Annotated in this window: 24 protein-coding genes; 16 read left to right on the top strand and 8 right to left on the bottom strand. The window is 65.4% G+C overall.

All coding sequences use genetic code 11. From position 1 onward, the window contains the following. Positions 1 to 10 precede the first annotated feature (10 nt). The 11 genes from gcvPB (at position 11) to AC3WUF_RS15025 (ending at position 9,548) form a co-directional block, all read left to right on the top strand. Positions 11 to 1,474 carry an aminomethyl-transferring glycine dehydrogenase subunit GcvPB gene (gcvPB, locus tag AC3WUF_RS15075; protein ID WP_492426995.1) on the top strand — a complete coding sequence of 488 codons (1,464 nt, stop codon included), beginning with the start codon at positions 11 to 13 and terminating at the stop codon, positions 1,472 to 1,474. Between the two features lie 2 nt (positions 1,475 to 1,476). Further along, on the top strand, positions 1,477 to 1,836 hold the full coding sequence (locus AC3WUF_RS15070; protein WP_492426993.1) for a diacylglycerol kinase: 360 nt from the start codon (positions 1,477 to 1,479) through the stop codon (positions 1,834 to 1,836). A 21-nt stretch (positions 1,837 to 1,857) separates the two neighbouring features. Next, the gene (locus AC3WUF_RS15065) at positions 1,858 to 2,790 is read left to right on the top strand and encodes a carbohydrate kinase family protein (protein WP_492426991.1); all 933 of its coding nucleotides are present in this window, start codon (positions 1,858 to 1,860) and stop codon (positions 2,788 to 2,790) included. A 114-nt stretch (positions 2,791 to 2,904) separates the two neighbouring features. Continuing rightward, the gene (locus AC3WUF_RS15060) at positions 2,905 to 4,080 is read left to right on the top strand and encodes a class I SAM-dependent rRNA methyltransferase (RefSeq protein WP_492426989.1); all 1,176 of its coding nucleotides are present in this window, start codon (positions 2,905 to 2,907) and stop codon (positions 4,078 to 4,080) included. 48 nt (positions 4,081 to 4,128) lie between these two features. Continuing rightward, positions 4,129 to 4,911: a prolipoprotein diacylglyceryl transferase gene (gene lgt / locus AC3WUF_RS15055; protein ID WP_492426987.1), complete on the top strand. Its 783-nt coding sequence runs from the start codon at positions 4,129 to 4,131 to the stop codon at positions 4,909 to 4,911. Between the two features lie 27 nt (positions 4,912 to 4,938). Beyond that, positions 4,939 to 5,733 carry a thymidylate synthase gene (locus AC3WUF_RS15050; RefSeq protein ID WP_492426985.1) on the top strand — a complete coding sequence of 265 codons (795 nt, stop codon included), beginning with the start codon at positions 4,939 to 4,941 and terminating at the stop codon, positions 5,731 to 5,733. A gap of 13 nt (positions 5,734 to 5,746) precedes the next feature. After that, positions 5,747 to 6,244: a dihydrofolate reductase gene (locus AC3WUF_RS15045; RefSeq protein ID WP_492426983.1), complete on the top strand. Its 498-nt coding sequence runs from the start codon at positions 5,747 to 5,749 to the stop codon at positions 6,242 to 6,244. Next, the gene (locus AC3WUF_RS15040; RefSeq protein ID WP_492426981.1) at positions 6,241 to 7,506 is read left to right on the top strand and encodes a POTRA domain-containing protein; all 1,266 of its coding nucleotides are present in this window, start codon (positions 6,241 to 6,243) and stop codon (positions 7,504 to 7,506) included. The genes AC3WUF_RS15045 and AC3WUF_RS15040 overlap by 4 nt, the downstream gene beginning before the upstream one ends. Before the next feature lie 53 nt (positions 7,507 to 7,559). Continuing rightward, entirely contained in the window at positions 7,560 to 7,823 is a 264-nt protein-coding gene (locus tag AC3WUF_RS15035; protein WP_492426979.1) for an acyl-CoA-binding protein, read from the top strand. A 58-nt stretch (positions 7,824 to 7,881) separates the two neighbouring features. After that, positions 7,882 to 8,268 (top strand): hypothetical protein, encoded by a 387-nt coding sequence (locus tag AC3WUF_RS15030; RefSeq protein ID WP_492426977.1) that lies wholly within the window; start codon positions 7,882 to 7,884, stop codon positions 8,266 to 8,268. Continuing rightward, positions 8,265 to 9,548, top strand: coding sequence for an Ig-like domain-containing domain (locus AC3WUF_RS15025; protein ID WP_492426975.1), 1,284 nt, complete (start codon positions 8,265 to 8,267; stop codon positions 9,546 to 9,548). The genes AC3WUF_RS15030 and AC3WUF_RS15025 overlap by 4 nt, the downstream gene beginning before the upstream one ends. On the opposite strand, the gene AC3WUF_RS15020 is transcribed toward AC3WUF_RS15025, so the two are convergent. The 3 genes from AC3WUF_RS15020 to ettA form a co-directional block, all read right to left on the bottom strand. Continuing rightward, on the bottom strand, positions 9,532 to 10,326 hold the full coding sequence (locus tag AC3WUF_RS15020; RefSeq protein ID WP_492426973.1) for an ATP-binding protein: 795 nt from the start codon (positions 10,324 to 10,326) through the stop codon (positions 9,532 to 9,534). The two genes, AC3WUF_RS15025 and AC3WUF_RS15020, sit on opposite strands and share 17 nt — an antisense overlap. 73 nt (positions 10,327 to 10,399) lie before the next feature. Beyond that, complete coding sequence (locus tag AC3WUF_RS15015) at positions 10,400 to 11,299, bottom strand: hypothetical protein (RefSeq protein ID WP_492426971.1); 900 nt, start codon at positions 11,297 to 11,299, stop codon at positions 10,400 to 10,402. A gap of 90 nt (positions 11,300 to 11,389) precedes the next feature. Further along, complete coding sequence (gene ettA / locus AC3WUF_RS15010; protein WP_492426969.1) at positions 11,390 to 13,054, bottom strand: energy-dependent translational throttle protein EttA; 1,665 nt, start codon at positions 13,052 to 13,054, stop codon at positions 11,390 to 11,392. Positions 13,055 to 13,243: 189 nt separating this feature from the next. Here ettA and AC3WUF_RS15005 point away from each other — a divergent pair, with 189 nt between their 5' ends. The 3 genes from AC3WUF_RS15005 to AC3WUF_RS14995 are packed head-to-tail and all read left to right on the top strand — an operon-like array spanning position 13,244 to position 15,391. Next, positions 13,244 to 13,726, top strand: coding sequence for a DUF4124 domain-containing protein (locus AC3WUF_RS15005; RefSeq protein ID WP_492426967.1), 483 nt, complete (start codon positions 13,244 to 13,246; stop codon positions 13,724 to 13,726). Continuing rightward, positions 13,727 to 14,962: a threonine ammonia-lyase gene (locus AC3WUF_RS15000; protein WP_492426965.1), complete on the top strand. Its 1,236-nt coding sequence runs from the start codon at positions 13,727 to 13,729 to the stop codon at positions 14,960 to 14,962. Further along, entirely contained in the window at positions 14,963 to 15,391 is a 429-nt protein-coding gene (locus tag AC3WUF_RS14995) for a hypothetical protein (RefSeq protein ID WP_492426963.1), read from the top strand. Between the two features lie 85 nt (positions 15,392 to 15,476). Here AC3WUF_RS14995 and AC3WUF_RS14990 read toward each other — a convergent pair whose 3' ends face one another. The 5 genes from AC3WUF_RS14990 to AC3WUF_RS14970 all read right to left on the bottom strand — a co-directional run bounded on the left by AC3WUF_RS14990 (position 15,477) and on the right by AC3WUF_RS14970 (position 20,350). Then, positions 15,477 to 16,460 carry a LysR substrate-binding domain-containing protein gene (locus tag AC3WUF_RS14990; protein ID WP_492426961.1) on the bottom strand — a complete coding sequence of 328 codons (984 nt, stop codon included), beginning with the start codon at positions 16,458 to 16,460 and terminating at the stop codon, positions 15,477 to 15,479. Between the two features lie 308 nt (positions 16,461 to 16,768). Then, positions 16,769 to 17,911: an acyl-CoA dehydrogenase family protein gene (locus AC3WUF_RS14985; RefSeq protein WP_492426959.1), complete on the bottom strand. Its 1,143-nt coding sequence runs from the start codon at positions 17,909 to 17,911 to the stop codon at positions 16,769 to 16,771. Between the two features lie 116 nt (positions 17,912 to 18,027). Beyond that, positions 18,028 to 18,912 (bottom strand): carbon-nitrogen hydrolase, encoded by an 885-nt coding sequence (locus AC3WUF_RS14980; RefSeq protein WP_492426957.1) that lies wholly within the window; start codon positions 18,910 to 18,912, stop codon positions 18,028 to 18,030. Further along, the gene (locus AC3WUF_RS14975) at positions 18,909 to 19,946 is read right to left on the bottom strand and encodes an agmatine deiminase family protein (RefSeq protein WP_492426955.1); all 1,038 of its coding nucleotides are present in this window, start codon (positions 19,944 to 19,946) and stop codon (positions 18,909 to 18,911) included. The genes AC3WUF_RS14980 and AC3WUF_RS14975 overlap by 4 nt, the downstream gene beginning before the upstream one ends. 71 nt (positions 19,947 to 20,017) lie before the next feature. Beyond that, a complete protein-coding gene (locus tag AC3WUF_RS14970; RefSeq protein WP_492426953.1) occupies positions 20,018 to 20,350 on the bottom strand; it encodes a phosphodiesterase in 333 nt (110 codons plus the stop codon). 178 nt (positions 20,351 to 20,528) lie between these two features. On the opposite strand from AC3WUF_RS14970, the gene AC3WUF_RS14965 reads away from it, so the two are divergent. Together AC3WUF_RS14965 and lolD are read left to right on the top strand one after the other, a co-directional pair. Continuing rightward, positions 20,529 to 21,776 carry a lipoprotein-releasing ABC transporter permease subunit gene (locus AC3WUF_RS14965; protein WP_492426951.1) on the top strand — a complete coding sequence of 416 codons (1,248 nt, stop codon included), beginning with the start codon at positions 20,529 to 20,531 and terminating at the stop codon, positions 21,774 to 21,776. Then, a complete protein-coding gene (lolD, locus tag AC3WUF_RS14960) occupies positions 21,769 to 22,479 on the top strand; it encodes a lipoprotein-releasing ABC transporter ATP-binding protein LolD (RefSeq protein ID WP_492426949.1) in 711 nt (236 codons plus the stop codon). The genes AC3WUF_RS14965 and lolD overlap by 8 nt, the downstream gene beginning before the upstream one ends. Positions 22,480 to 22,556: the final 77 nt, after the last annotated feature.

Genomic DNA, 22,556 nt, shown 5'->3' with positions numbered 1-22,556 from the left:
CGAACCCGTCATGACTGAAAAATTGATCTTCGAAATCTCGCGCCCGGGCCGTGTCGCCTACGCGCAGAACCCGGGTACCGGCGTCGATGTGTCCGGCATTCCGGAGCACCTGCGCCGCAAGGACAAGCCGCTGCTGCCGGAAGTGTCCGAGATGCAGGCGGTGCGCCATTTCACGCGCCTGTCGCAGCTGAACTTCTCGATCGACACGCACTTCTATCCGCTCGGTTCCTGCACGATGAAGTACAACCCGCGCGCCTGTAACCGTCTGGCGATGCTGCCGGAGTTCCTCGCGCGCCATCCGCTCGCACCGGACTCGCACTCGCAGGGTTTCCTTGCCTGTATGTACGACCTGCAGGAAATCCTCCAGGACGTCACCGGCATGGCGGCGGTCTCGCTGACGCCGATGGCCGGCGCGCAGGGCGAGTTCGCCGGCGTCGCGATGATCAAGGCCTACCACAAGGCGCGCAACGACGCGGCGCGCACCGAGATCCTGGTGCCGGACGCCGCGCACGGCACGAATCCGGCGACGGCGGCGATGCTCGGCTACGCGGTGCGCGAAATCCCGACCAATGCCGATGGCGACGTCGACGTCGAGGCGCTGAAGGCCGCGGTCGGCCCGCAGACCGCCGGCATCATGCTGACCAATCCGTCGACCTTCGGCGTGTTCGAGCGCCGCATCAAGGAGATCGCCGGCATCGTCCACGACGCCGGCGGCCTGCTGTACTACGACGGTGCGAACCTCAACGCGATCCTCGGTAAGGTGCGGCCGGGCGACATGGGCTTCGACGTCATCCACATGAACCTGCACAAGACCTTCTCGACGCCGCACGGCGGCGGCGGTCCGGGTGCCGGTGCGGTGGGTCTGTCGGAACGCCTCCGGCCGTTCATGCCGATTCCGGTCGCCGGCAAGGCGGCGGACGGCACGTATCGCTGGCTCGACGAGCGCGACATCCCGCAGTCGATCGGCCGCCTGTCGGCCTGGATGGGCAATGCCGGCGTGCTGCTGCGCGCATACATCTATGCGCGCATGCTCGGCCGCGAAGGCATGCACCGCGTCGGCGAGTTCGCGACGCTCAATGCGAACTACCTCGCGGCACGTCTCGCCGAGCACGGCTTTGACCTGGCCTTTCCCAAGCGCCGCGCCAGTCACGAGTTCATCATCACGCTCAAGCGCCAGAAGAGCGAGATCGAGCTGACGGCGACCGACATCGCCAAGCGCCTGCTCGATTACGGCTTCCATGCGCCGACGATTTACTTCCCGCTGACCGTGCCGGAGTGCCTGCTGATCGAACCGACCGAGACCGAGGATCGCGAAACGCTCGACGCCTTCATCGACGCGATGATCTCGATCTGGGACGAGGCGAAGAAGGACATCGCCTTCGTCAAGGGCGCGCCGCACACGATGCCGGTGCGCCGTCTCGACGACGTCCGCGCTGCGCGTCAGCTCGACCTGCGCTGGCAGCCGGCGGCGTAACGATGGCCGACGGCATCAAGGGTATCCCGCGCATCATCCGCGCGACCAAGGTCTCGTACTGGGGTCTCGGCTGGGCGCTGCGCGAGGAGGAAGCGTTCCGCATCGAGTTCCTGATCGCGCTGGTGCTGCTGCCGCTGGCGGTCTGGCTCGGCGACAACGCGATCGAGCGGGTGCTGCTGATCTTCAGTATCGTCTTCGTGCTGATCGTCGAGCTGCTGAATACCGCGGTCGAGGTGGTCGTCGATCGCATCGGCACCGAACGTCACGTATTGTCCGGTCGTGCCAAGGATCTCGGCTCCGCTGCGGTCCATCTTTCGCTGCTTCAGGTTCCCGTGGTCTGGGGACTCATCCTTTTCGGCTAAGCACTCAAACAAAGAACACTCATGTCCGCACTGATCTGTGGTTCCTTCGCTTTCGACACCATCATGGTGTTTCCCGGTCATTTCAAGAACGAAATCCTGCCGGACAAGGTGCATATCCTGAACGTCGCTTTCCTCGTGCCGCAGCTGCGCCGCGAGTTCGGCGGCACCGCCGGCAACATCGCCTACAACATGAAGCTGCTCGGCGGCGAGCCGCTGGCGATGGGCACGGTCGGCGAGGACTTCGAGCGCTACAACGAGTGGCTCGACAAGAACGGCATTTCGCGCCAGTACATCAAGGCCATTCCGCAGACCTACACGGCGCAGGCCTACATCACGACCGATCTCGACGACAACCAGATCACCGCCTTCCATCCGGGCGCGATGAATCACGCGCACGTGCAGACGGTGCCGGCCAAGGGCATCACGATCGGCACGGTGTCGCCGGACGGCCGCGACGGCATGATCCAGCACGCCGAGCAGTTCGCGGCGGCCGGAATCCCGTTCCTGTTCGATCCCGGCCAGGGCTTGCCGATGTTCGGCGGCGACGACCTGCGCAAGTTCATCGAGCAGGCCAGCTATGTCGCGGTCAACGACTACGAGTTCGAGGTGCTGACCGATCGCACCGGCTGGTCGCTGAAGGACATCGCCAGCCGCGTCGAAGCGCTGATCGTCACCCACGGCGGCAAGGGTTCGGCGATCCACACCGGCGGCAAGGTGCTGGAGATTCCGTGCGCGAAGGCCTCCGCGCTGACCGACCCGACCGGCTGCGGCGACGCCTTCCGCGGCGGTCTGCTGTACGGCCGCATGAACGGCATGGACTGGGAAACCAGCGGCCGCATCGGCTCCCTGCTCGGCGCCTACAACATCGAACGCCCGGGCACGCAGAACCACAAGTTCACGATGGACGAGTTCCGCGAACGCTTCAACAAGGAGTTCCGCTACAACTTCAAGTAGGCGCGCTCAAGCACGCCTTAACACGGCCTGTAAGGGGGTATTCGGTCCGGATGCCCACCAAAACCGGGCGCACGCGTATAGTGCGCGCCCGTTTGCTGTCCCCAGGAGTGCCCGATGCTGATCCTCAAGCTGAAACCGCGCGAAGAGCGCCGTCTGCGCGCCGGCCACCTGTGGGTCTACTCGAACGAAATCCACACGGACGATAAATTCCGCACGATTGAAGCGGGCAGTCTTTGCCGTGTCACCGACAGCCGCGACAAGCCGCTGGGCACCGGCTACGTCAATCCGCGCACGCTGCTGACCGTGCGTCTGCTCAGCAGCGACGGCCGCGCGGTCATCGACCAGGCCTGGTTCGAGCGCCGCCTGCAATCGGCACTCGACCTGCGCGAGCGCCTCTACGCAGAACCGCACTATCGCCTGGTGTTCGGCGAGTCGGACGGCCTGCCGGGCCTGGTCGTCGACCGTTATGGCGACTACTGCGTCGTCCAGATCACGACGGCCGGCATGGAATTGCTCAAGGCGCAGATCATCGCGGCACTGCAGGCCGTGATCCGGCCGCGCGGCATCGTGCTGCGCAACGACAGCTCGGCGCGCGAACTCGAAGGCCTGGCGGCGTATGTAGAAGTCGTCGGCGAAGTGCCGGCGCAGGTCGAGGTACTCGAAGACGGCCTGCGTTACGCGGTCGATCTGCAGGGTGGTCAGAAGACCGGTTTCTTCTTCGACCAGCGCGACAACCGCGCGCGCCTGGCGCGCTACGTCAAGGGCCGCTCGGTGCTCGACGTGTTCAGCTACGTCGGCGCCTGGGCCCAGCGCGCGGCACGGTACGGCGCGACGAGCGTCAGCTGCATCGATTCCTCGCAGCCGGCACTGGATGCGGCGCTCGCCAGCGCCAAGCTCAACCAACTCGATATCGAGACGATCCGCGGCGATGCGCTGGATGCCTTGAAGGCTTTGCGCGAAGCCGGCCGCACGTTCGATGTCGTCATCGTCGACCCGCCGGCATTGATCAAGAAGCGCCGCGATTTCGACAAGGGCATCGAGCACTACGCCGCACTCAACCGCGCCGCGATGCAGCTGCTCAGCACCGACGGCATCCTGATCGCCTGCTCGTGCTCGCATCACCTGGAAGCCGACGACCTGCAACGCATCCTGCTGCGCGAGTCGCGCACGACCGGGCGACGCCTGCAGATTCTCGAGGAGGGCGGGCAGGGTGCGGATCATCCGGTCCATCCGGCGATTCCGGAAACGCGCTACCTCAAGGCCTTTGTCTGTCGCGTGGTGGCCGGCTAGCGGTTTTTATCGCTCACGCCGGCGGCGGCGGCCCGCTACAATCCGGCCATGCTGATCCATCCCGATATTGACCCGGTAGCCCTGCGCCTGGGCCCGTTGGCCGTGCACTGGTACGGCCTGATGTACCTGCTCGGTTTCCTGGGCTTCTGGTGGTTCGGCGTCAAGCGCGCGCGCCTGCCGCAGTTCCAGTGGCCCGAACAGCGCGTTTCCGATCTGCTGTTCTACGGCGTTGTCGGCGTCATCGTCGGCGGCCGCGTCGGGTACACGCTGTTCTACAACCTCGATCGCTTCCTCGCCGAGCCGCTGTCGATCCTGCGCATCTGGGAAGGCGGCATGTCCTTCCATGGCGGCCTGATCGGCGTGATCATCGCGTTCATCTGGTTCGCGCGGGTTCACAAGCTCAAGGCCTTCGACATCGGCGATTTCGCGGTGCCGATGATTCCGATCGGCCTGTTCACCGGCCGCATCGGCAATTTCATCAATGGCGAGCTGTGGGGCTCACCGACGACGCTGCCCTGGGGCATGGTGTTCCAGAATGCCGGGCCGCTGCCGCGGCATCCGTCGATGCTCTACGAAGCCTTTCTCGAAGGCCTTGTGCTGTTCGCGATCCTCTGGTGGTTCGGTCAGAAGCCGCGGCCACGCATGGCGGTGTCCGGTCTGTTCCTGCTCGGCTATGGCCTGTTCCGCACGCTGGTCGAAACGGTACGCCTGCCGGATGCGCATATCGGCTATCTGCTGGGCACCGAATGGCTGACGATGGGCATGGTGCTTAGCGCGCCGGTCTGGATCGGCGGCCTGATCCTGATGATCCTCGCTTACCGGAAGCGCTGAGCGCATCCAGAACGATGGAGGTCTGACATGCAGCAGTATCTCGATCTCATGACCCGCGTGCTTGAGCACGGCGCCGAGAAATCCGACCGCACCGGCACCGGCACGCTGTCGGTGTTCGGCCACCAGATGCGCTTCAACCTGCTCGACGGTTTCCCGTTGCTGACGACGAAGAAGGTTCATACCAAGTCGATCGTCCACGAGCTGCTGTGGTTCCTGAAGGGCGAGACCAATACGCGCTACCTCAAGGAAAACGGCGTCAGCATCTGGGACGAGTGGGCCGACGAGAACGGCGAGCTTGGCCCGGTCTACGGCAAGCAGTGGCGTTCGTGGCCGACGCCGGATGGCCGGCATATCGACCAGATGCAGCTGGTGCTCGATCAGATCAAGGGCAGCCCCGACTCGCGGCGCCTGATCGTTTCGGCCTGGAACGTCGCCGAGCTGGACCAGATGGCACTGATGCCCTGCCACGCGTTCTTCCAGTTCTACGTCGCGCAGGGACATCTGTCGTGCCAGCTGTACCAGCGCAGCGCCGACATCTTCCTCGGCGTGCCGTTCAACATTGCCTCGTATGCGCTGCTGACACTGATGGTCGCGCAGGTCACGGGCCTCAAGCCGGGCGAGTTCATCTGGACCGGCGGTGACTGCCATCTGTACACGAACCATCTGGAGCAGGCACGCCTGCAACTGTCGCGCGACACGCGCGCATTGCCGACGATGACGCTCAATCCGGACGTGAAGGACCTGTTCGCATTCCGCTACGAGGACTTCACGCTCGGCAGCTACGATCCGCACCCGCATATCAAGGCACCGGTCGCGGTCTGATCCATCGCGCGCAGTGAACGACCGCACACAGCTGTCCCTCATCGTCGCGATGGATCGCCAGCGCCTGATCGGCCGCGACGGCGATCTGCCGTGGCGGCTGCCCAACGATCTCAAGCATTTCAAGCGGCACACGCTCGGCAAGACCGTGCTGATGGGCCGCAAGACCTGGGTGTCGCTCGGCCGCCCGCTGCCGGACCGCGAGAACTGGGTGCTGACGCGCGAGGCCGGCTTCGATGCGCCGGGCGCGCGCGTGTTTGCCGACCTCGATGCCGCGCTGGCCGCACATCGCGGCGGCGAGCTGATGGTCATCGGTGGCGCGCAGCTGTACCGGCAGACCCTGCCGCTGGCGCAGCGCATCTACCTGACCGAGGTCGATGCCGTCGTCGAGGGGGATACTTATTTTCCCGAGATCGACCGTAGCCAGTGGCGCGAGACTTCGCGCGAATCCTTCTCCGCCGACGAGCGTCATGCTCACGGCTATGCGTTCGTCGAGCTGGAGCGGATCGGTTGAGGCCTTGCCTGGCCGGAGCGGCGCTGCTGCTCGGCGTCTTCGCCGGCCCGCTGACGGCGCAGGATGCGGGCACCGGCATTGCGTACCCGCGGATTGTCGAGATCGTCTACAGCGGCAATGACGTCACGCGGGAAAAGGTGCTGCAGCGCGAACTGGTCATCGCGGTCGGCGATCCGGCGGATCCCGAGCGCATCGAGCGCAGCCGCCAGGGGCTGCTCGATCTGGGCCTGTTCAGCGCGGTGAGTGTCGAGCAGCAGCCGGTCGACGGCGGCGTGCGCGTCGTGTTCAAGCTCAAGGAGCGCTATTTCCTGCTGCCGACCCCGCGCTTCGACGCCAAGAGCGACGGCCGCTACACCTACGGCGCGCAGCTGATCTGGAACAACGTCGGCGGGCGCAACCATACGCTGCGCTTCTACGGCGAGCGCGAGAACGCCGAGCGCGAAGGCATCGGCACCGAGACGCAGTACGCAGCGCGCTACTACGCGCCGTTCGTGTTCGACTCGCGCTACAACCTCACGGTGAGTTCCAGCTATACCGAGCGACCGGTGCGCCGCGAAGCGGTCGATTTCGAGGAGTCGTTCCGCAATGCAAGCTTCAGCGTGTCGCGGACGTTCTCCGAAGGCGCGGCGAGCCAGGGCCTGACCGTTGGCGGCGGCCTGGGTTTTCGCCAGCAGCGCACCAGCGGCCTCAATGCGCTGCCCGCCTATGGCAGCGCGATCGTGCCGTCGGCCTTCGTCAACTACCGCGACTTCCACAATCGCATCTACAGCGATGTCGGCGAAATCACCTCGCTGGCGGTCAGCGTCGCCGATGAGGATATTGGCAGCGACTACAGCTTCGTCGCGACCGATGTCGGTTTCGTCCGCCAGTACGCGGTCGGCTCGACCGAGCACCAGACCCTGCATTTTCGAAGTTATGCGGGCGCCTACTTCAGCGGCCCGGACGAGGTCGAGGCGTATGGGCTCGGCGGCGCGAGCAATCTGCGCGGCTACGAGGTCAATTTCCTCGAAGGCAATGCGTACTACTACGCGGCCGTCGAGTTCGCGCGGCCGCTGTGGCGGCCCTGGCTGCGCGCGGTCGTCATCGCCGAGTTTGGCAACGTGTTTGCCCGCCCCGAGGATGCCGACTTCGACAAGGTCTACAGCAGCATCGGTATCGGCCTGCGGCTGCGGGTGCCGCAGTTCGTCGGGCTGGAGCTGGAGATCGGTTACGCACTGCCGCTCGATGGCGACAGCGGGCGAGTGTATGCCGGCGGACTCTAGGCAACGTTTGTTATGCTCGACGCAAATCACAACGCAGCATCGAGGAGATGACCATGGCGGATATCAAGGCCCAGTTCGCGCAGGCGCAGATCGACGTCAAGACCCTGACGAAGCGCCCCAGCAACGATGACTTCCTAGCGTTGTACTCCCTGTTCAAGCAGGCGGGTGGCGATGTCAGCGGCTCGCGTCCCGGCATGCTCGACATGGTCGGCCGCGCCAAGTACGACGCCTGGGCCAAGCTCAAGGGCACCAAGCCGGACGCGGCGATGAAGGGTTACGTCGACAAGGTCACCGCGCTGCTCAAGACCCATAAGTAGCCTTCGGCCGCGAACCGGCTGTCATCGCCGGTTCTTGCAGGCTGGCTATATTCCGCGCATGACGAGATTGCGAATCTGCGTGCTGTGCAGCGCGCTGCTGCTGAGCGCCTGTGGCAACGGCGACGATGCGTCGGTGATCGCTACGCCGCAGCCAACCAGCACCGCGACGCCGACGATCGAGCCGACGGCCTTGCCCAGCGCCACCGCGAGCCCGAGCGCGGAGCCGAGCGCCACGCCGACGGCGACGGCCGAGGTCACGCCGGTGCCCAGCCTCGGGCCGACCGCGACCGCCGGCCCGACGCCGACTGCCGCGCCTACCGCGACGGCGACGGCAACTCCGACACCGACGCCGAGTCCGGGCGCCTACAACGCGGCGCGTGCGGAATTCGAGCGGGTCCGCGCATTGGAAAAGGGCTGCTGCCCTGAAGCCGAGGAATTGCAGTGAAGCAGACGATCAGCAGACTGTTGTGCGCCGCCGGCCTGGCACTGGTCAGCGCCGGCCCCGCGCAAGCCGCCGGCATGAGCACGCACGCCTTCATGGCCGACTTCGGCCGCCAGACCCTGGCGCCGGGACCGCTGCGCGACATCCTCGATGCGCATCGCGCGTCGCTGCTGGCCGGCGCGATCCATCCCGACGGCGGCTACGGCAGCGGGCTGCTGTTTCCGGAGGACCGCGATGTTGCCGAGCGCGCGCACTGGGAAGATTTCGTCGATGCCTTTATCGCGCATCTGCGCGCGACCGGCTGCAGCGCGGAAGTCGAAGCGGCCTTGCCATTGCCGCCCTGGCTGCCGACTTCGGGGCTCATCGATCTCAACCAGATCACCGATCGTTGCGGCAGCCTGATCGCCTTCGCTTTCGGCGACGCCGCGCATGGACTGACCGACGAAACCTGGGACAGCCTGTTCGAGCCGGTCGTCCGCGAACGCGGCGAGGATCCGAATCCGGCCGTGTTCCTGTCGCCGCTGCGCAGCCTGGTCAGCAATGCGGTCTACGACCCGCTGTATGAACTGTTCGGCGCCACGCCGATGAATGCGATCGAGTACGCGATGGACATGGTCGCGATCGTCGATCACAAGCTCTGGCTCGATGCGCCGACGCTGCAGTTTCCGCCGGTCGACGATCTGGTCGCGGTGTACGCGCGCAATCGTCCGGCGCAGGGGGTGACGGCCGAGCAGGTGATCCGCGCCACGGCGTTCTCGCGCGTCGCCGTGCAGGCGGAGACGGCGGCTTCGCTCGTCGATCATCTGCGCGTCCGCCTGCAGATGCCCTGGGCTTCAACGCATTACTACACGGCGCCTGGCGGCGTTGTTGATTCGGGTTACATGGTCGCGCGCATGTACCAGCATCTGTGGGCCAAGCTGCTGGGCGATCCATTGCCGATCGCCGTCGTCGGTGCGCATCCGCAGCACGGCGCAGTGAACATCCCGACCGGACGTCAGTCCGCCGGATTGCTGATCCGTGCGTTCACCGGCCAATCGCCGACCAAGGCTTCGGTCGAGATGGCCGGCACGCTGTGCCTGTTCGACGAGGACGGCAACCGCGTCGAGGGCGAGGTGCGCTCGGGCATCTACGACCCGGAGTACGGTCATGTGCTGGCGTTCACGCCGGCAGCGAACCTGAAGCCGGACGAGCGCTACACAGCGGTCGTGACCAAGCAGCTGCGCGATCACCTCAACCAGGTGCCGCGCAGCGCCTACAGCTGGTCGTTCACGACGGCCGAGTAGCACCGGTCTGTTCGCGCCCGGCCCAGTCGCGCGCGAACTGCTGGGCAACGCGGCCGGAGCGCGACGCACGGTTCAGTGCCCAGCGCAGTGCGAGCTTCTCGGTTTCCTCGTCCCAGGCCTTGTGGTCCAGGCGCTGCAGGTGCAGGCGCACGGCCGCCAGATATTCGTTCTGATTGAACGGCAGGAACGACAGCCACAGGCCGAAGCGTTCAGACAGCGCGATCTTTTCCTCGGTCGACTCGCCGGGATGCAACTCGTCGTCGACCCAGTGGTACTCGGCATTGTCGCGCTTGAACTCCGGCATCAGGTGCCGGCGGTTGCTCGTCGCATAGATCAGCACGTTCTCCGGCGGATCCTCGACGCCGCCGTCGAGCGCGGTCTTGAGCGCCGTCAGTGCCGGATCGTTGTTGGCGACGCTGAAGTCGTCCACGTAAAGCACGAAGCGCTCCGGGCGTGAGCGCAGCGGCGCGACGATATCGGGCAGGTCGATCAGATCATGCGGCGGCACTTCGATCAGGCGCAGGCCCTGCGCTGCGAACTGCGTCAGCATCGCTTTGACCAGCGAGGACTTTCCGGTGCCGCGCGCGCCGGTCAGCAGCGCGTGATTCGCCGGGCGCCTTTCGACGAACTGCCGCGTGTTCTGCGCCAGTGCGATCTTCTGGCGCTCGATGTTCAGCAGGGCTTCTGACTGTACCGACTGCACGAAGGCGACGGCCTGCAGTCCGCGGTTGTGCCAGCGCCAGGCGAGCGCGTCTTCGGTCATAGCGGCAGCGGGCATTGCAGAATCTCGGCCAAACAAAAGGGCCGCCAGTGTAGGGCGGCCCGGTGACGACGTCAGCAGCGTCGCGCAATCAGTAGGCGACGCCCGCGGCGGCGTTGGCCTTGGCCCCGCGATCGACCGCGGCAGCGCGCTCTGCAGCATCGCGGGTGATCGACAGCAGCAGTTCGGTTTCCGCCAGCATCGCACCGCGATACAGATTCAGCACGCCCTTGTTGGTGCCGCTCTTCGACAAGGCGCCGTTGCCGGTTGCGGTCAGCTCGCGCTCGACCTTGGCGATGACCGGCGCGCGTTCTGCCTGCCATTCGCTGAACAGCGCGGCCCATGCCTTGAGCTCGGCATCGGCGATCGTGCGCTTCTCGGCCCAGACCGCGCGGTTGTTGGCATCGGTGCCGGCGATGTCGGTGCAGCCAACGTCGCAGTACTTCAGCTTCTTTGCGGTGTTCTTCTGCTGCGCGTCGTACTTGGCGATGATCGATTCGGTGCGCTGACCGAGCGTGAGCTGCAGCGGGCTCTGCAGGTTCTGCGCGGTGTAGGCATTGAAGGCGTCGATCGCGTCGCGCACCGGCTGCGGATCCTGCACGGCGGCGAGACCGTCCTGCGAGGTGGCCGCCTGCATCTGCATCGCGAACGCCATCTTTTCCTGCGGCGTCATCTTCTCGATCTTCTTCTGCAGCTCCTGCGCATAGGCCGGATCGTTCGCGGCGCGTGCCATGTCGGGCGCCATCGTCGTGGCGCTGGCCTGCTTGGCGGCCGCTTCCATGCGCTGCTTTTCAGCAGCGCTCTTGGCCTCGACGCCGGTGACGGCGGGTGCGACCAGCTTCATGTCCTTCTGCCAGCTGCCGGCGATCTGCGTGCTCGCGGGCGGCGGCGGCACCGACTTGAATAAGGCAGTCAGCGAAAGCGGCTCGGCTGCGTAAGACGGCGCGGCGACGGCAACAAGAAGAACGAACAGCGAATGACGAAGTTTCACGGTGCACCCCCCGGTGACGGTATGGGACAGCGTCCCAAAAAAAGAGGGCCGCAGTCTAGCGGCCCTCTTTTTTGACAGTTGTGCGACGCGTCACGCCAGCTTTTTATGCCGCGAGCGGCGGTTCACACCCGGTTCGGAGCCGGTACGACGGCGGAAATCCGCTTCGTAATCGCCGTAGTTGCCTTCGTGCCAGATCACTTCGCCGGAATCCTCGAAGGCGAGGATATGGGTTGCGACGCGGTCGAGGAACCAGCGGTCATGCGAGATCACCATCGCGCAGCCTGGGAAGTCGAGTACCGCTTCTTCGAGCGCGCGCAGGGTTTCGACGTCGAGGTCGTTGGTCGGTTCGTCGAGCAGCAGCACGTTGCCGCCCTGCAGCAGCATCTTCGCCAGATGCAGGCGGTTGCGTTCACCGCCGGACAGTTCCTTGACGCGCTTCTGCTGCGACTCGCCCTTGAAGTTGAAGCGGCCGATGTAGGCGCGCGACGGCATCTCGAAGTTGCCGACCTTGAGCATGTCGCCGCCGCCGGAGATTTCCTGGAACACTGTGAGCTCGCCATTCAGCGCATCGCGACTCTGGTCGACGTAGGCGAACTTGACCGTCTCGCCGATCTTCACCTCGCCCTGGTAGTCCGTGTCCTGGCCGGTGAGGATGCGGAACAGCGTGGTCTTACCCATGCCGTTGGCGCCGATGATGCCGACGATCGCACCGCGCGGCACCTTGAAGCTGACGCCTTCGTACAGCGTGCGGTCGCCGAACTTCTTGCCGAGATCCTTGACGTCGATGACCAAGTCGCCGAGACGCTGGCCGGGCGGGATGTACAGCTCCTTGGTTTCGGAACGCTTCTGGTATTCCTGCGAAGCCAGTTCTTCAAACGCCTTGATGCGCGCCTTGCTCTTGGCCTGGCGGCCCTTGGGGTTCTTGCGCACCCACTCCAGCTCTTCCTTCATCGCCTTGGAGCGGGCGTCTTCCTGCTTCTGCTCGGTCTGCAGGCGGTTGTCCTTCTGCTCCAGCCAGCTCGAATAGTTGCCCTGCCAGGGAATGCCGTGGCCGCGGTCGAGTTCGAGAATCCAGCCGGCGACGTTGTCGAGGAAGTAGCGATCGTGGGTGACCGCGATGATCGTACCCGGGAAGTCCTTGAGGAACTTCTCCAGCCAGGCGACCGATTCGGCATCGAGATGGTTGGTCGGCTCGTCGAGCAGGATCATGTCCGGCTTCGACAGCAGCAGGCGGCACAGCGCGACGCGACGGCGTTCACCGCCGGACAGCTTGGTGACGTCGGCTTCCCAGGGCGGCAGGTTGAGCGCTTCGGCGGCCTTGTCGAGCGTGACTTCGAGGCTGTCGCCGTGGCCGGCATGCAGCATCGCTTCCAGCTCCTGCTGGCGGGCGGAGAGCTTGTCGAAATCGGCGTCCGGCTCGGCATAGGCGGCATAGACCTTGTCCAGCTCGGCCTGCACGTCGGTGACATGCGCCAGCGCTTCCATGACGTTGTCGCGGACGTTCTTCTCGGGATCGAGTTTCGGTTCCTGCGGCAGGTAGCCGATCTTGATGCCAGGCTGCGGTCTGGCTTCGCCGACGATGTCCTTGTCGATGCCGGCCATGATCTTCAGCAGCGTCGATTTACCGGCGCCGTTGAGGCCCAGCACGCCGATCTTGGCACCGGGGAAAAAGGACAGGGAAATGTCGCGAAGGATTTCCTTCTTGGGCGGCACGATCTTGCCGACCCGATTCATGGTGTAGACGTACTGGGACATGGTGTTGCGAATCCGTTTGAGGCTGGCGTGGCAGGTTTGCCGCGCGGCGCGCAATTCTACCGGAACGTGGGTGATGGGCGGCTTGGTGTTTCCCCCGATGCGGTCGCAGGGCCCAACGGCCATAATCCAGGCATGTCTACGGAAAGACTTCGAGTTGGGCATGGACTGCGCGGTGCGGGAAGCGCCCTGTTGCTGTGCGCGCTCCTGTTCAGCAGTGCAAGCACGGCTGCGGTCTATCGTTGCGATCGCGACGGCACGGTGATCTACGCCGACAAGCCCTGCGCGGCCGGGGCGAAGCCGGCCGAACTGCCGGCGGCGATCGTGGTGCCGGCCGGCCCCTCGGCGGACTTGCTGAAGATGGCCGAAGAGCGCGCCGCCAAATCGCGTGCCGAGCGCGACAAGGCCAGTGCCGAATGGCTGGAGACTCACGAAGCCGGCAAGGCCGAGGCCGAACAGGTTCGCGAGGGGCGCATCGCCGACGAGATCGTCGAAGGCATGTCTGAATCCGACGTACGTCGTATGCGCGGCGAACCGGCCGTGGTCTCGAAGGCGGCCGGCAAGTCGGGGCCGACCGAAACCTGGAGTTATGTCCTCGACGACGGGTCGCGCCTGCATGTGACGTTTACTCAAGGCAAAGTGACTGCAGTACGCACGCGCAAGGAGAAGAAGTAGATGTCGAGTTTGCCGGTGACGCTGGACGATGTGCGCAGTGCCGCAAAGGTGATTGCGGGCGAGGTCGTGCATACGCCTTGTACGCGTTCGCGCGTGTTGTCGAAGATCATCGGCGCGGAGGTCTGGCTGAAGTTCGAGAACTTCCAGTTCACCGCTTCGTTCAAGGAGCGCGGCGCCCTCAACAAGCTCAAGAGCCTGACGCCCGCGGAATGCGCCGCCGGTGTCGCGGCGATGTCGGCCGGCAACCACGCGCAGGGCGTGGCTTACCACGCCAATCGCCTGGGCATCCGCAGCGTCATCGTGATGCCGAAGAACACGCCGTTCACCAAGGTGCGCAACACGCGCGAACTCGGTGGCGAAGTGATCCTGCACGGCCAGAACCTCGCCGAGTCGCAGGAGTTTCTCGAGCGCGAGCTGATCGCCAAGCAGGGCATGACGCTGGTGCATCCCTACGACGATGCCAAGGTGATTGCCGGCCAGGGCACGATCGCGCTGGAGATGCTGGAGCAGGCGCCGCAGCTCGACACGCTGGTCGTGCCGGTTGGCGGCGGCGGTCTGATTTCCGGCATGGCGATTGCCGCCAAGGCGCTCAAGCCCGCGATGCTGATGGTCGGCGTGGAGTCGGCGGGCTATCCGTCGGCCTATGCGGCGCTGCAGGGCGATCCCGGCCTGGTCAAGGGCGGGCAGACGATTGCCGAAGGTATCGCGGTGAAGAACATCGGCAAGCTGACGATGTCGATCATTCGCGAGGTGGTCGACGAGATGATGCGCGTCGAGGAGCCGACGATCGAACGCGCGGTGGGCCTGCTCGCGAGCATCGAGAAGATCATCGTCGAAGGTGCGGGCGCCTGCGGCCTGGCCGCGCTGCTCGCCGATCCGGCGCGCTTTGCCGGGCGCAAGGTCGGCCTCGTGCTGTGCGGCGGCAATATCGATACGCGCCTGCTCGCGTCGGTGCTGCTGCGCCAGCTGGTGCATGACCAGCGCCTGATCCGCCTGTCGATCGATATCGAGGATCAACCCGGCTTCCTGGCCGCGGTGGCGGGCCGCATCGGCGAGTCCGGTGGCAATATCGTGCAGGTGCATCACGAACGCCTCGCACGCGGCCATGCGAAGGGTGCGACACTGGAGGTGTTGGTCGAGGCGCAGGACGAAGCTCATGCGCGGCAGATCAACGACGATCTCGTCGGGGCCGGGTTCTCTGCGCGGCGCGGGGCGGGGGGTATGGAGTTCGAGTAAATGCCGGCGCGCACCCTCACTTTGCTGGAAGCGGTACAGCAGCGCATGCGCACGATCCGCCAGGGCGACATTGCACAGCTGATCGTCGACGGCGGCGGCGCGATGGTCGCCACGTCTCTGGAAGTCGCGCAGGCGGGCAAATGGGCGCAGCGCAAGCCGAGCACCGGCAACGTGATGACCGACCGCAGCCGCTACTTCGAGCAGATCACCGTCATGATCGCGCGCCAGGGCAGCATGTTTCCGACCCGTGGCCACCACGTCGCGATCGAGAAGCTCGCCAAGCAGATGATGCAGGCCGGCTACGACATCAACGAATGGGCGCTGCCGCCGGAGCTGCGCGGCCTCGGTCGTCACTCGGCGCTGGATGCGAAGCCGGCGGACAAGGCCGATAAGGACGACAAGGCCACAGACGAGCCGAAGCAACCCTGAGCGCTTCTCTACGTAGGGTGGGCTGAGCGTTGCGAAGCCCGCCATTGCCGCCATTCGCGGTGGACTTCGCTAGGCTCAGCCCACCCTACGGCGTCCAGCGCAGCGGCTCGAGCCCACCCAGCGGCTGTGCCCATTTTTCCTGCGCCGCTTCGGCCAGCAGCCAATCGCGGAACGCGAGCACCTCGCTCGACGCGTGATGCGCGTGCACCAGGTAGTACGAGGCGCTCAAGGTCAGGCTCATCGGGAACGGCACCGTCAGGCGGCCCAGACTGAGCAGGCCCGACGCCAGCAGCGGCACGGCCAGCACGATGCCCATCCGGTCCGCCGCGGCTTCGATCGCCAGGCCGACGTGGTTGAACGAGGGCCCGCGGCTGAAGTTCACGTCGGTCAGGCCGGCGGTGTTGATCCAGTCGCGCCAGCCCGGCCAGCCCATGTCCATCTGCGCAACGTCGTTACGGATGTGCAGCAGGCTGTGATGGCGCAGGTCGGCCGGCTCGCGCAGCGGATGACGGCCGTCGATCAGGGCCGGACTGCACATCGGCGTCGAGTGCAGCGAGAACAGCTTGTGAACGGCGTAACCGGGATAGTCGCCATTGCCGAAGCGGATCGCGACGCCGCAGTTCTCCAGCACATCCTTCGGATTCGCCGAGGCGCGCAAGACGGCGTCGGCCATCGTCGGCCGCGTCGACAGCTGCATCTGGATATCCGGGCACTGCTGCTGGAAGTCGTGCAGGCGCGGCAACAGCCAGTTGGAGCCGAAGGCCTGCGGCGAGCCAATGATCAGGCGGCCATCGGCGGCTTCCTTGTTGATCTGGATCTGCCCAACCGCGGCTTCCATCTCGCTGAACGCCGAGCTGAGGCGCGGCAGCAGGCTGGCACCGGCCTCGGTCAGTTCGATGCGGCGCGGCAGGCGGCGGAACAGGTCGACGCCCAGGCGTTCCTCGAGAATCTTGATCTGCTGGCTGACGGCCGCCGGCGTGACGAACAGTTCCTGCGCCGCCTTCTGGACACTCAGCAGGCGTGCGGCGGCTTCAAAGGCGCGCAGGGCATTGAGCGGGGGGAGGCGCACGATGGGATTTCTATGGTTTAGAAAAACTTACTTAATCAGTGGAAAATCTCGGTTGTTGCGTTGCAGCAGACCGGCAAGAATGCCTCATCGTCAGTGCGGTTCAGCGCGAAAACAAACGCAGCGAACATGCCAAGCACTGGCAAACGATCTCCTCCAGATCCCATCAGGGATCTCGCACTTAGGCCACCAGCCCCCTGGTGGCCTTCTTTTTATCCACAGGATCCGGGCCTTGCGCCCAGTATCCGAGCCCGCCTCCCAGAGGTAAGGCCGCCCCGGCCCCCGACATCGTCGGGAGCCGGGCTCCGGCTTTAGCGACCGACGATCGAACGGGCGATCACTTCCTTCATGATCTCGCTGGTGCCGCCATAGATGCGCTGGATGCGCGCATCGGTCCAGTAACGCGAGATCGCGTATTCCTGCATGAAGCCGTAGCCGCCGAACAGCTGCAGGCAGGCATCGGTGACACGGCCTTCCATCTCGGTCGTCGCCAGCTTCATCATCGCCGCGGTCGGCACGTCGAGCTTGCCTTCGGCATACAGCGCCGTGCACTTCTCGGCGAAGGCGCGATGCACCTCGATCTCGGTCTTGATCTTGGCCAGTTCGAAACGGGTGTTCTGAAACGACGCGATAGTCTGGCCGAAGGCCTTGCGCTGCGTCACGTACTCGATGGTCTTTTCCAGTGCGCCCTGTGCATGGCCGACGGCGGAGACGCCAAGCACCAGGCGCTCGCGCGGCAGCTCGTCGACCAGATGGCCGAAGCCGCCGCCGATGCGGCCGAGCACATCGGCCTGGGTCAGGCGCACGTTGTCGAAGAACAGCTCGGAGGTGTCCGCCGAGTGCAGGCCGATCTTTTCCAGGTTGCGGCCGCGCTTGAAGCCCGGCAGCGAGGTGTCGAGCGTGAACAGCGTCGTGCCCTTGCCGCCGGCCTTCGGGTCGGTCTTCGCGGCGACGACGACGACGCCGGCGTGCTGGCCGTTGGTGATGAAGGTCTTCGAGCCGTTGAGGAGGTAACCGTCGCCGTCCGGCAGCGCGTTGGTCTTGATGCCCTGCAGGTCCGAGCCGGTGCCCGGCTCGGTCATCGCAACCGCGCCGATGCATTCGCCGGAGGCCATGCGCGGCAGGTACTTCTTCTTCTGCTCCTCGGTGCCCAGGTGCAGGATGTACGGTGCGACGATGTCCGAATGCACCGTCAGGTTCGACGCCAGCGCCAGGAAACCCATGCGCGCGGCTTCTTCGACGACGACGACGGAGAACTCGAACGGCGCGCCGATGCCGCCGTACTCCTCCGGCTGATCGACGCAGAGCAGGCCGGCTTCGCCCATCGCGAGGTACATCGACTTCGGGTAGATGCCGTCCTTTTCCCACTTTTCGTAATGCGGCTCGACGTTGTCCTTGAGGAAGCGGACGACGGTGTCGCGGAACAGTTCCAGCTCTTCGTTATGCGTGCTCATGGACGGCCTTTGGCGCCGGGTGGCGCGGATGAGAGTGCGGATCGCCGGCGTCGCTGCCGGAACGGGCGCGCATTATCCGGCATTTGCCGGGCCTTGCGCCCACCCTTTTCGGAAGGTCAATCGCGGTAACGCTTGACCAGATCGCCGTAGGCATCGATCCGGCGGTCGCGCAGAAACGGCCACCAGCGGCGTACGTTCTCGCTGCGCGCCAGATCGACGTCGGCGACCAGTACGTCCGGGTTCTCGCCCGTCTGCGCAATGAACTCACCCTGCGGGCCGGCGACGAAGCTGTTGCCCCAGAACTTCGAGCCGGCGGTCTGCCCGGTCGGGTCGGCTTCGAAGCCGACGCGGTTGGCGACCAGCACCGGCAGGCCGTTGGCGATCGCATGCGAGCGCTGGATCGTGATCCATGCATCGCGCTGGCGCTGCTGCTCGTCCTTGTTGTCGGCCGGATTCCAGCCGATGGCTGTGGGATACAGCAGCAGATCGGCGCCGGCTAGCGCCATCAGGCGCGCGCCTTCCGGATACCACTGGTCCCAGCAAACCAGCACGCCGAGCTTGCCGACGCTGGTCTCGATCGGGCGGAAGCCGAGGTCGCCCGGTGTGAAGTAGAACTTTTCGTAGTAGCCCGGATCGTCCGGGATGTGCATCTTGCGGTAAACGCCGGCGAGCGAGCCGTCCTTCTCCAGCACCACCGCGGTGTTGTGGTAGAGCCCGGCCGCGCGGCGCTCGAACAGCGAGCCGACGATGACGATCTTGAGCTTCTTCGCGAGTTTCGAGAGCCACTCGGTCGAAGGGCCGGGAATCGGTTCGGCGAGGTCGAACAGGTCGGTCGATTCGTGCTGGCAGAAATACAGTGAGGTGTGCAGTTCCTGCAGTAGCACCAGCTTCGCACCGCCCGCAGCCGCGGCGACGATGCCCTGTTCGCTCATCTCCAGGTTGGTTGCACGATCCGCAGTGCAGGGTTGCTGCACCAGACCGACACGCAGGGTCTTGCTCATGAAACGCTCCTCGGAATCTGCATGGTTACGCAATGCAGGCTTCCATACTGTTGAATCAAGGCGCGGCAATCAATGCCGATCACTTCGCGGCCCGGGAAGACCGGGCGCAGGCGTTCGAGCGCAATCGCGTCGTTCTTCGCGTCGCCGTAGACCGGTACCAGCACGGCACCGTTCATGATCAGGAAGTTCGGATAGCCGGCTGGCAGGCGCTTGCCCCCAGAAAGCGGATCACCGTCAAAGATGGCGGCGGGCAGCGGCAGCGGCACCAGCTTGTATGGCGCGCCGCTGTGTGAGCGCAGCGCCTGCAGCTCGCCTTCCATCGCCTTGAGATCGGCGTAGTGCGGATCGCTGGCGTCGTCGCAGGCCTGATAGGCGATCGTCTCCGCATCGCAGAAACGCGCGATCGTGTCGATGTGGCCGTCCGTATCGTCGCCGATCAGATCGCCGTGCTTGAGCCACAGCACGCGCGAGACGCCGAACCAGGCCTTGAGCTTCGCCTCGATCTGCGCCTTGTCGAATTGCGGATTGCGCGTCGGCGCAAGCAGGCAGCGCTCGGTCGTCAGCAGCGTGCCGAGGCCGTCGGACTCGATGCCGCCGCCTTCGAGTACGAAATCCAGCGGTTCGACCGCCGCAGTCAAGATGCCCTGAGCCTTGAGCTGGCCGGTGATCTGCGTGTCGAGGCTGGCGTCAAACTTGTTGCCCCAGCCGTTGAAGATGAAGTCGAGATGCACTGGCGCGCCGTCGCGAAACACCGTGATCGGGCCGTGATCGCGTGCCCAGACGTCGTTCGCCGGTACGTTGACCAGCGTCAGGTTTGCCGCCGGAGCGCCAGCGGCAAGCAGGCGCCGGCGCAGGGCTTCGAGGTCTTCGCCGCAGGCAACGATTAGGGGCTGCCGCTGCGCAATCGCGACGGCGATATCGACAAAGCATTGCTCGACCGCCGGCAGATGTGCGGAAAAATCGCCGCCCGGCCGTGGCCAGGTCAGCTGCACGGCAAGTTGCGGCGCCCATTCGGCGGGGAGGATGACGGTCATGGCTTCGGCCTGAAATGAAAAAGGGGCGCATCGTGCGCCCCTTTTGTGAAGTATTTTGCGGCGGCGCGATTCTACGGAGTGGTCTTCAGCTCGTCCACGTTGCGCAGCGGTGCGGGCGCGTCTTTGACGACGACATCGACGACATGATTGTTCTCGAAGAACACCGAGAATCCGCTGTAGTCCCAGCGCGTGATCGGCGGTTGCTGCGGCGAGCCGCCACCGACCGGTGCATGGCGCATCGCCGGCTCACCAAAGGCCTTGAGCACCGCGCCCTGGCCGCTGCCACGGACCGGCAGGCCGGCGCTGCTCGCGGTGGCCGTCTCGGGCACGGTCAGGGTCTCGGCCTGCAGCGAAGTTGCCGCGCCTAGGGCCAGTGTCGCCAGCAAGAGAAAAGTCTTTTGCATGAGAGGACTTGGGTTGAATTGCTAGACCGGACTATAGCACCGGGCTGGCATCTACAAAATGCCGGAAGGCAGGGTATGCAGGGCCGGCTGAACCCCGCCTGATGGTCGCGGTCACAGGCAGCGCCTTGAGCAAGACCGCTCCGGTATTGCGCCGGCACTATGTTCTAATTCCCCCCGCATGCATAACCCATACGAACTCTTCGCCGGCCTGCGCTATACCCGGGCCAAGCGACGCAACCATTTCATTTCGTTCATTTCACTGGCCTCGATGCTCGGTATCGCGATCGGCGTGACCGCGCTGATCACGGTCATGTCGGTGATGAACGGCTTCGAGCGCGAGCTGCGCACGCGCATCCTCGGCATGGCCTCGCACGCGACGATCTCGGCGTTCCGCGAAGGCCTCGCGGACTGGCCCGGCGTCGCCCAGCTGGCCGCGAAGAATCCCGACATCGTCGGTCTGGCGCCGTATATCGAAGGCGAGGGGATGATCAAGGTCGGCGGCGAACTGTCCGGCACGATGCTGCGCGGCGTGCTGCCGGAGGAAGAGACCAAGGTCTCCGACATCCACCAGCACATGGCAGCCGGCACGCTGGAGTCGCTGACCGCGGGTTCCTACAACATCGTGCTCGGCTACGAACTGGCGACGGCGCTGGGCGCCACCGTCGGCGACAAGATCGACCTGATGATCCCGCAGGCGAGCATCACCGTGGCGGGCGTGCTGCCGCGCTTCCGCCGCTTCACGGTCAGCGGCGTGTTCCGGGTCGGCATGTACGAGTTCGATCGCGGCCTGGTGCTGATCAACCTCAACGACGCACAGGCGCTGCTGCGCATGGGCGAGACCGTCACCGGCGTGCGCCTGAAGCTGCATGATCTGTTCGAGGCGCCGCGGGTCTCCCGCGAGCTGGCGGGCGAACTGCCCGGCATGTACTACGTCAGCGACTGGACCCGCAGCCACGCGAATTTCTTCCGCGCGGTGCGCACCGAGAAGATGGTGATGTTCATCATCCTGTCGCTGATCGTCGGCGTCGCGGCGTTCAACATCGTTTCGACGCTGGTCATGGTGGTGCAGGACAAGCAGTCGGATATCGCGATCCTGCGTACGCTGGGCGCATCGCCGCGCTCGATCATGGCGATCTTCATGGTGCAGGGTTCGATCATCGGCTTCGTCGGTACCGTGCTCGGCGTCGCCGGCGGCGTCGCGCTGGCGCTGAATGTCGAAAGCCTGGTGCCGTTGCTGGAACGACTCACTGGTCAGCAATTCCTGTCGCCGGACGTGTACTACATCAGCGATCTGCCATCTCAGCTCGAGATGTCCGACGTGATGCGCATCGCCCTGCTGTCGCTGGGCCTGGGCCTGGTGTCTACGCTGTATCCAGCCTGGCGCGCGTCGCGCGTGCAGCCGGCGGAGGCCCTGCGCTATGAGTAACCTGAGCCACGCCCCATCCAACGCCGTGCTGTGCGCGCGCGGACTGAGCAAGACCTTCGACGATGGCCGTCTGCGCCTTGACGTCCTGCATGGCATCGATCTCGACATCGAGCGCGGCGAGCGCGTCGCGATCGTCGGCGCCAGTGGCACCGGCAAGTCGACGCTGCTGCACTGCCTCGGCGGCCTCGACGATCCAAGCGCGGGCGAGGTCTGGGTTGCCGGCCAGCAGATGTCCAAGCTGTCCGATGCCGCGCGCGGCCAGCTGCGCAATCAGGCGCTGGGCTTCGTGTACCAGTTCCATCACCTGCTGCCGGAATTCACCGCGCTGGAAAACGTCGCGATGCCGCTGCTGATCCGCCGCGTGCCGGTCGCAACGGCGCGTGAACGCGCGCTGGCGGTGCTGGAGCGCGTCGGGCTCGGCCAGCGTACGCAGCACAAGCCGGGCGAGCTGTCCGGCGGCGAACGTCAACGTGCTGCGGTCGCGCGCGCGCTGGTGACGCAGCCGGCCTGCATGCTCGCCGACGAGCCGACCGGCAACCTCGATCGCAAGACCGCCGAGCGCGTCTTCGATCTGATGGTCGAACTCAATCGCGAGCTCGGCACGAGCCTCGTCGTCGTCACCCACGACATGACGCTGGCCGCGCGCATGGACCGCGTGTTGACCCTGGATGCCGGTGCGCTGAAGATCGACGCACAACAATAGCGGGCGGCGCGCTGCAGGCGTCGACCCGGGAGGGTCGACCTCTGCAAGGGAGCGCACAGAAGGGCAGGGCCGCGTCG

Source organism: Fontimonas sp. FW305-C-3, assembly GCF_058783185.1.
This window is presented reverse-complemented; position numbering and strand designations above follow the sequence as displayed.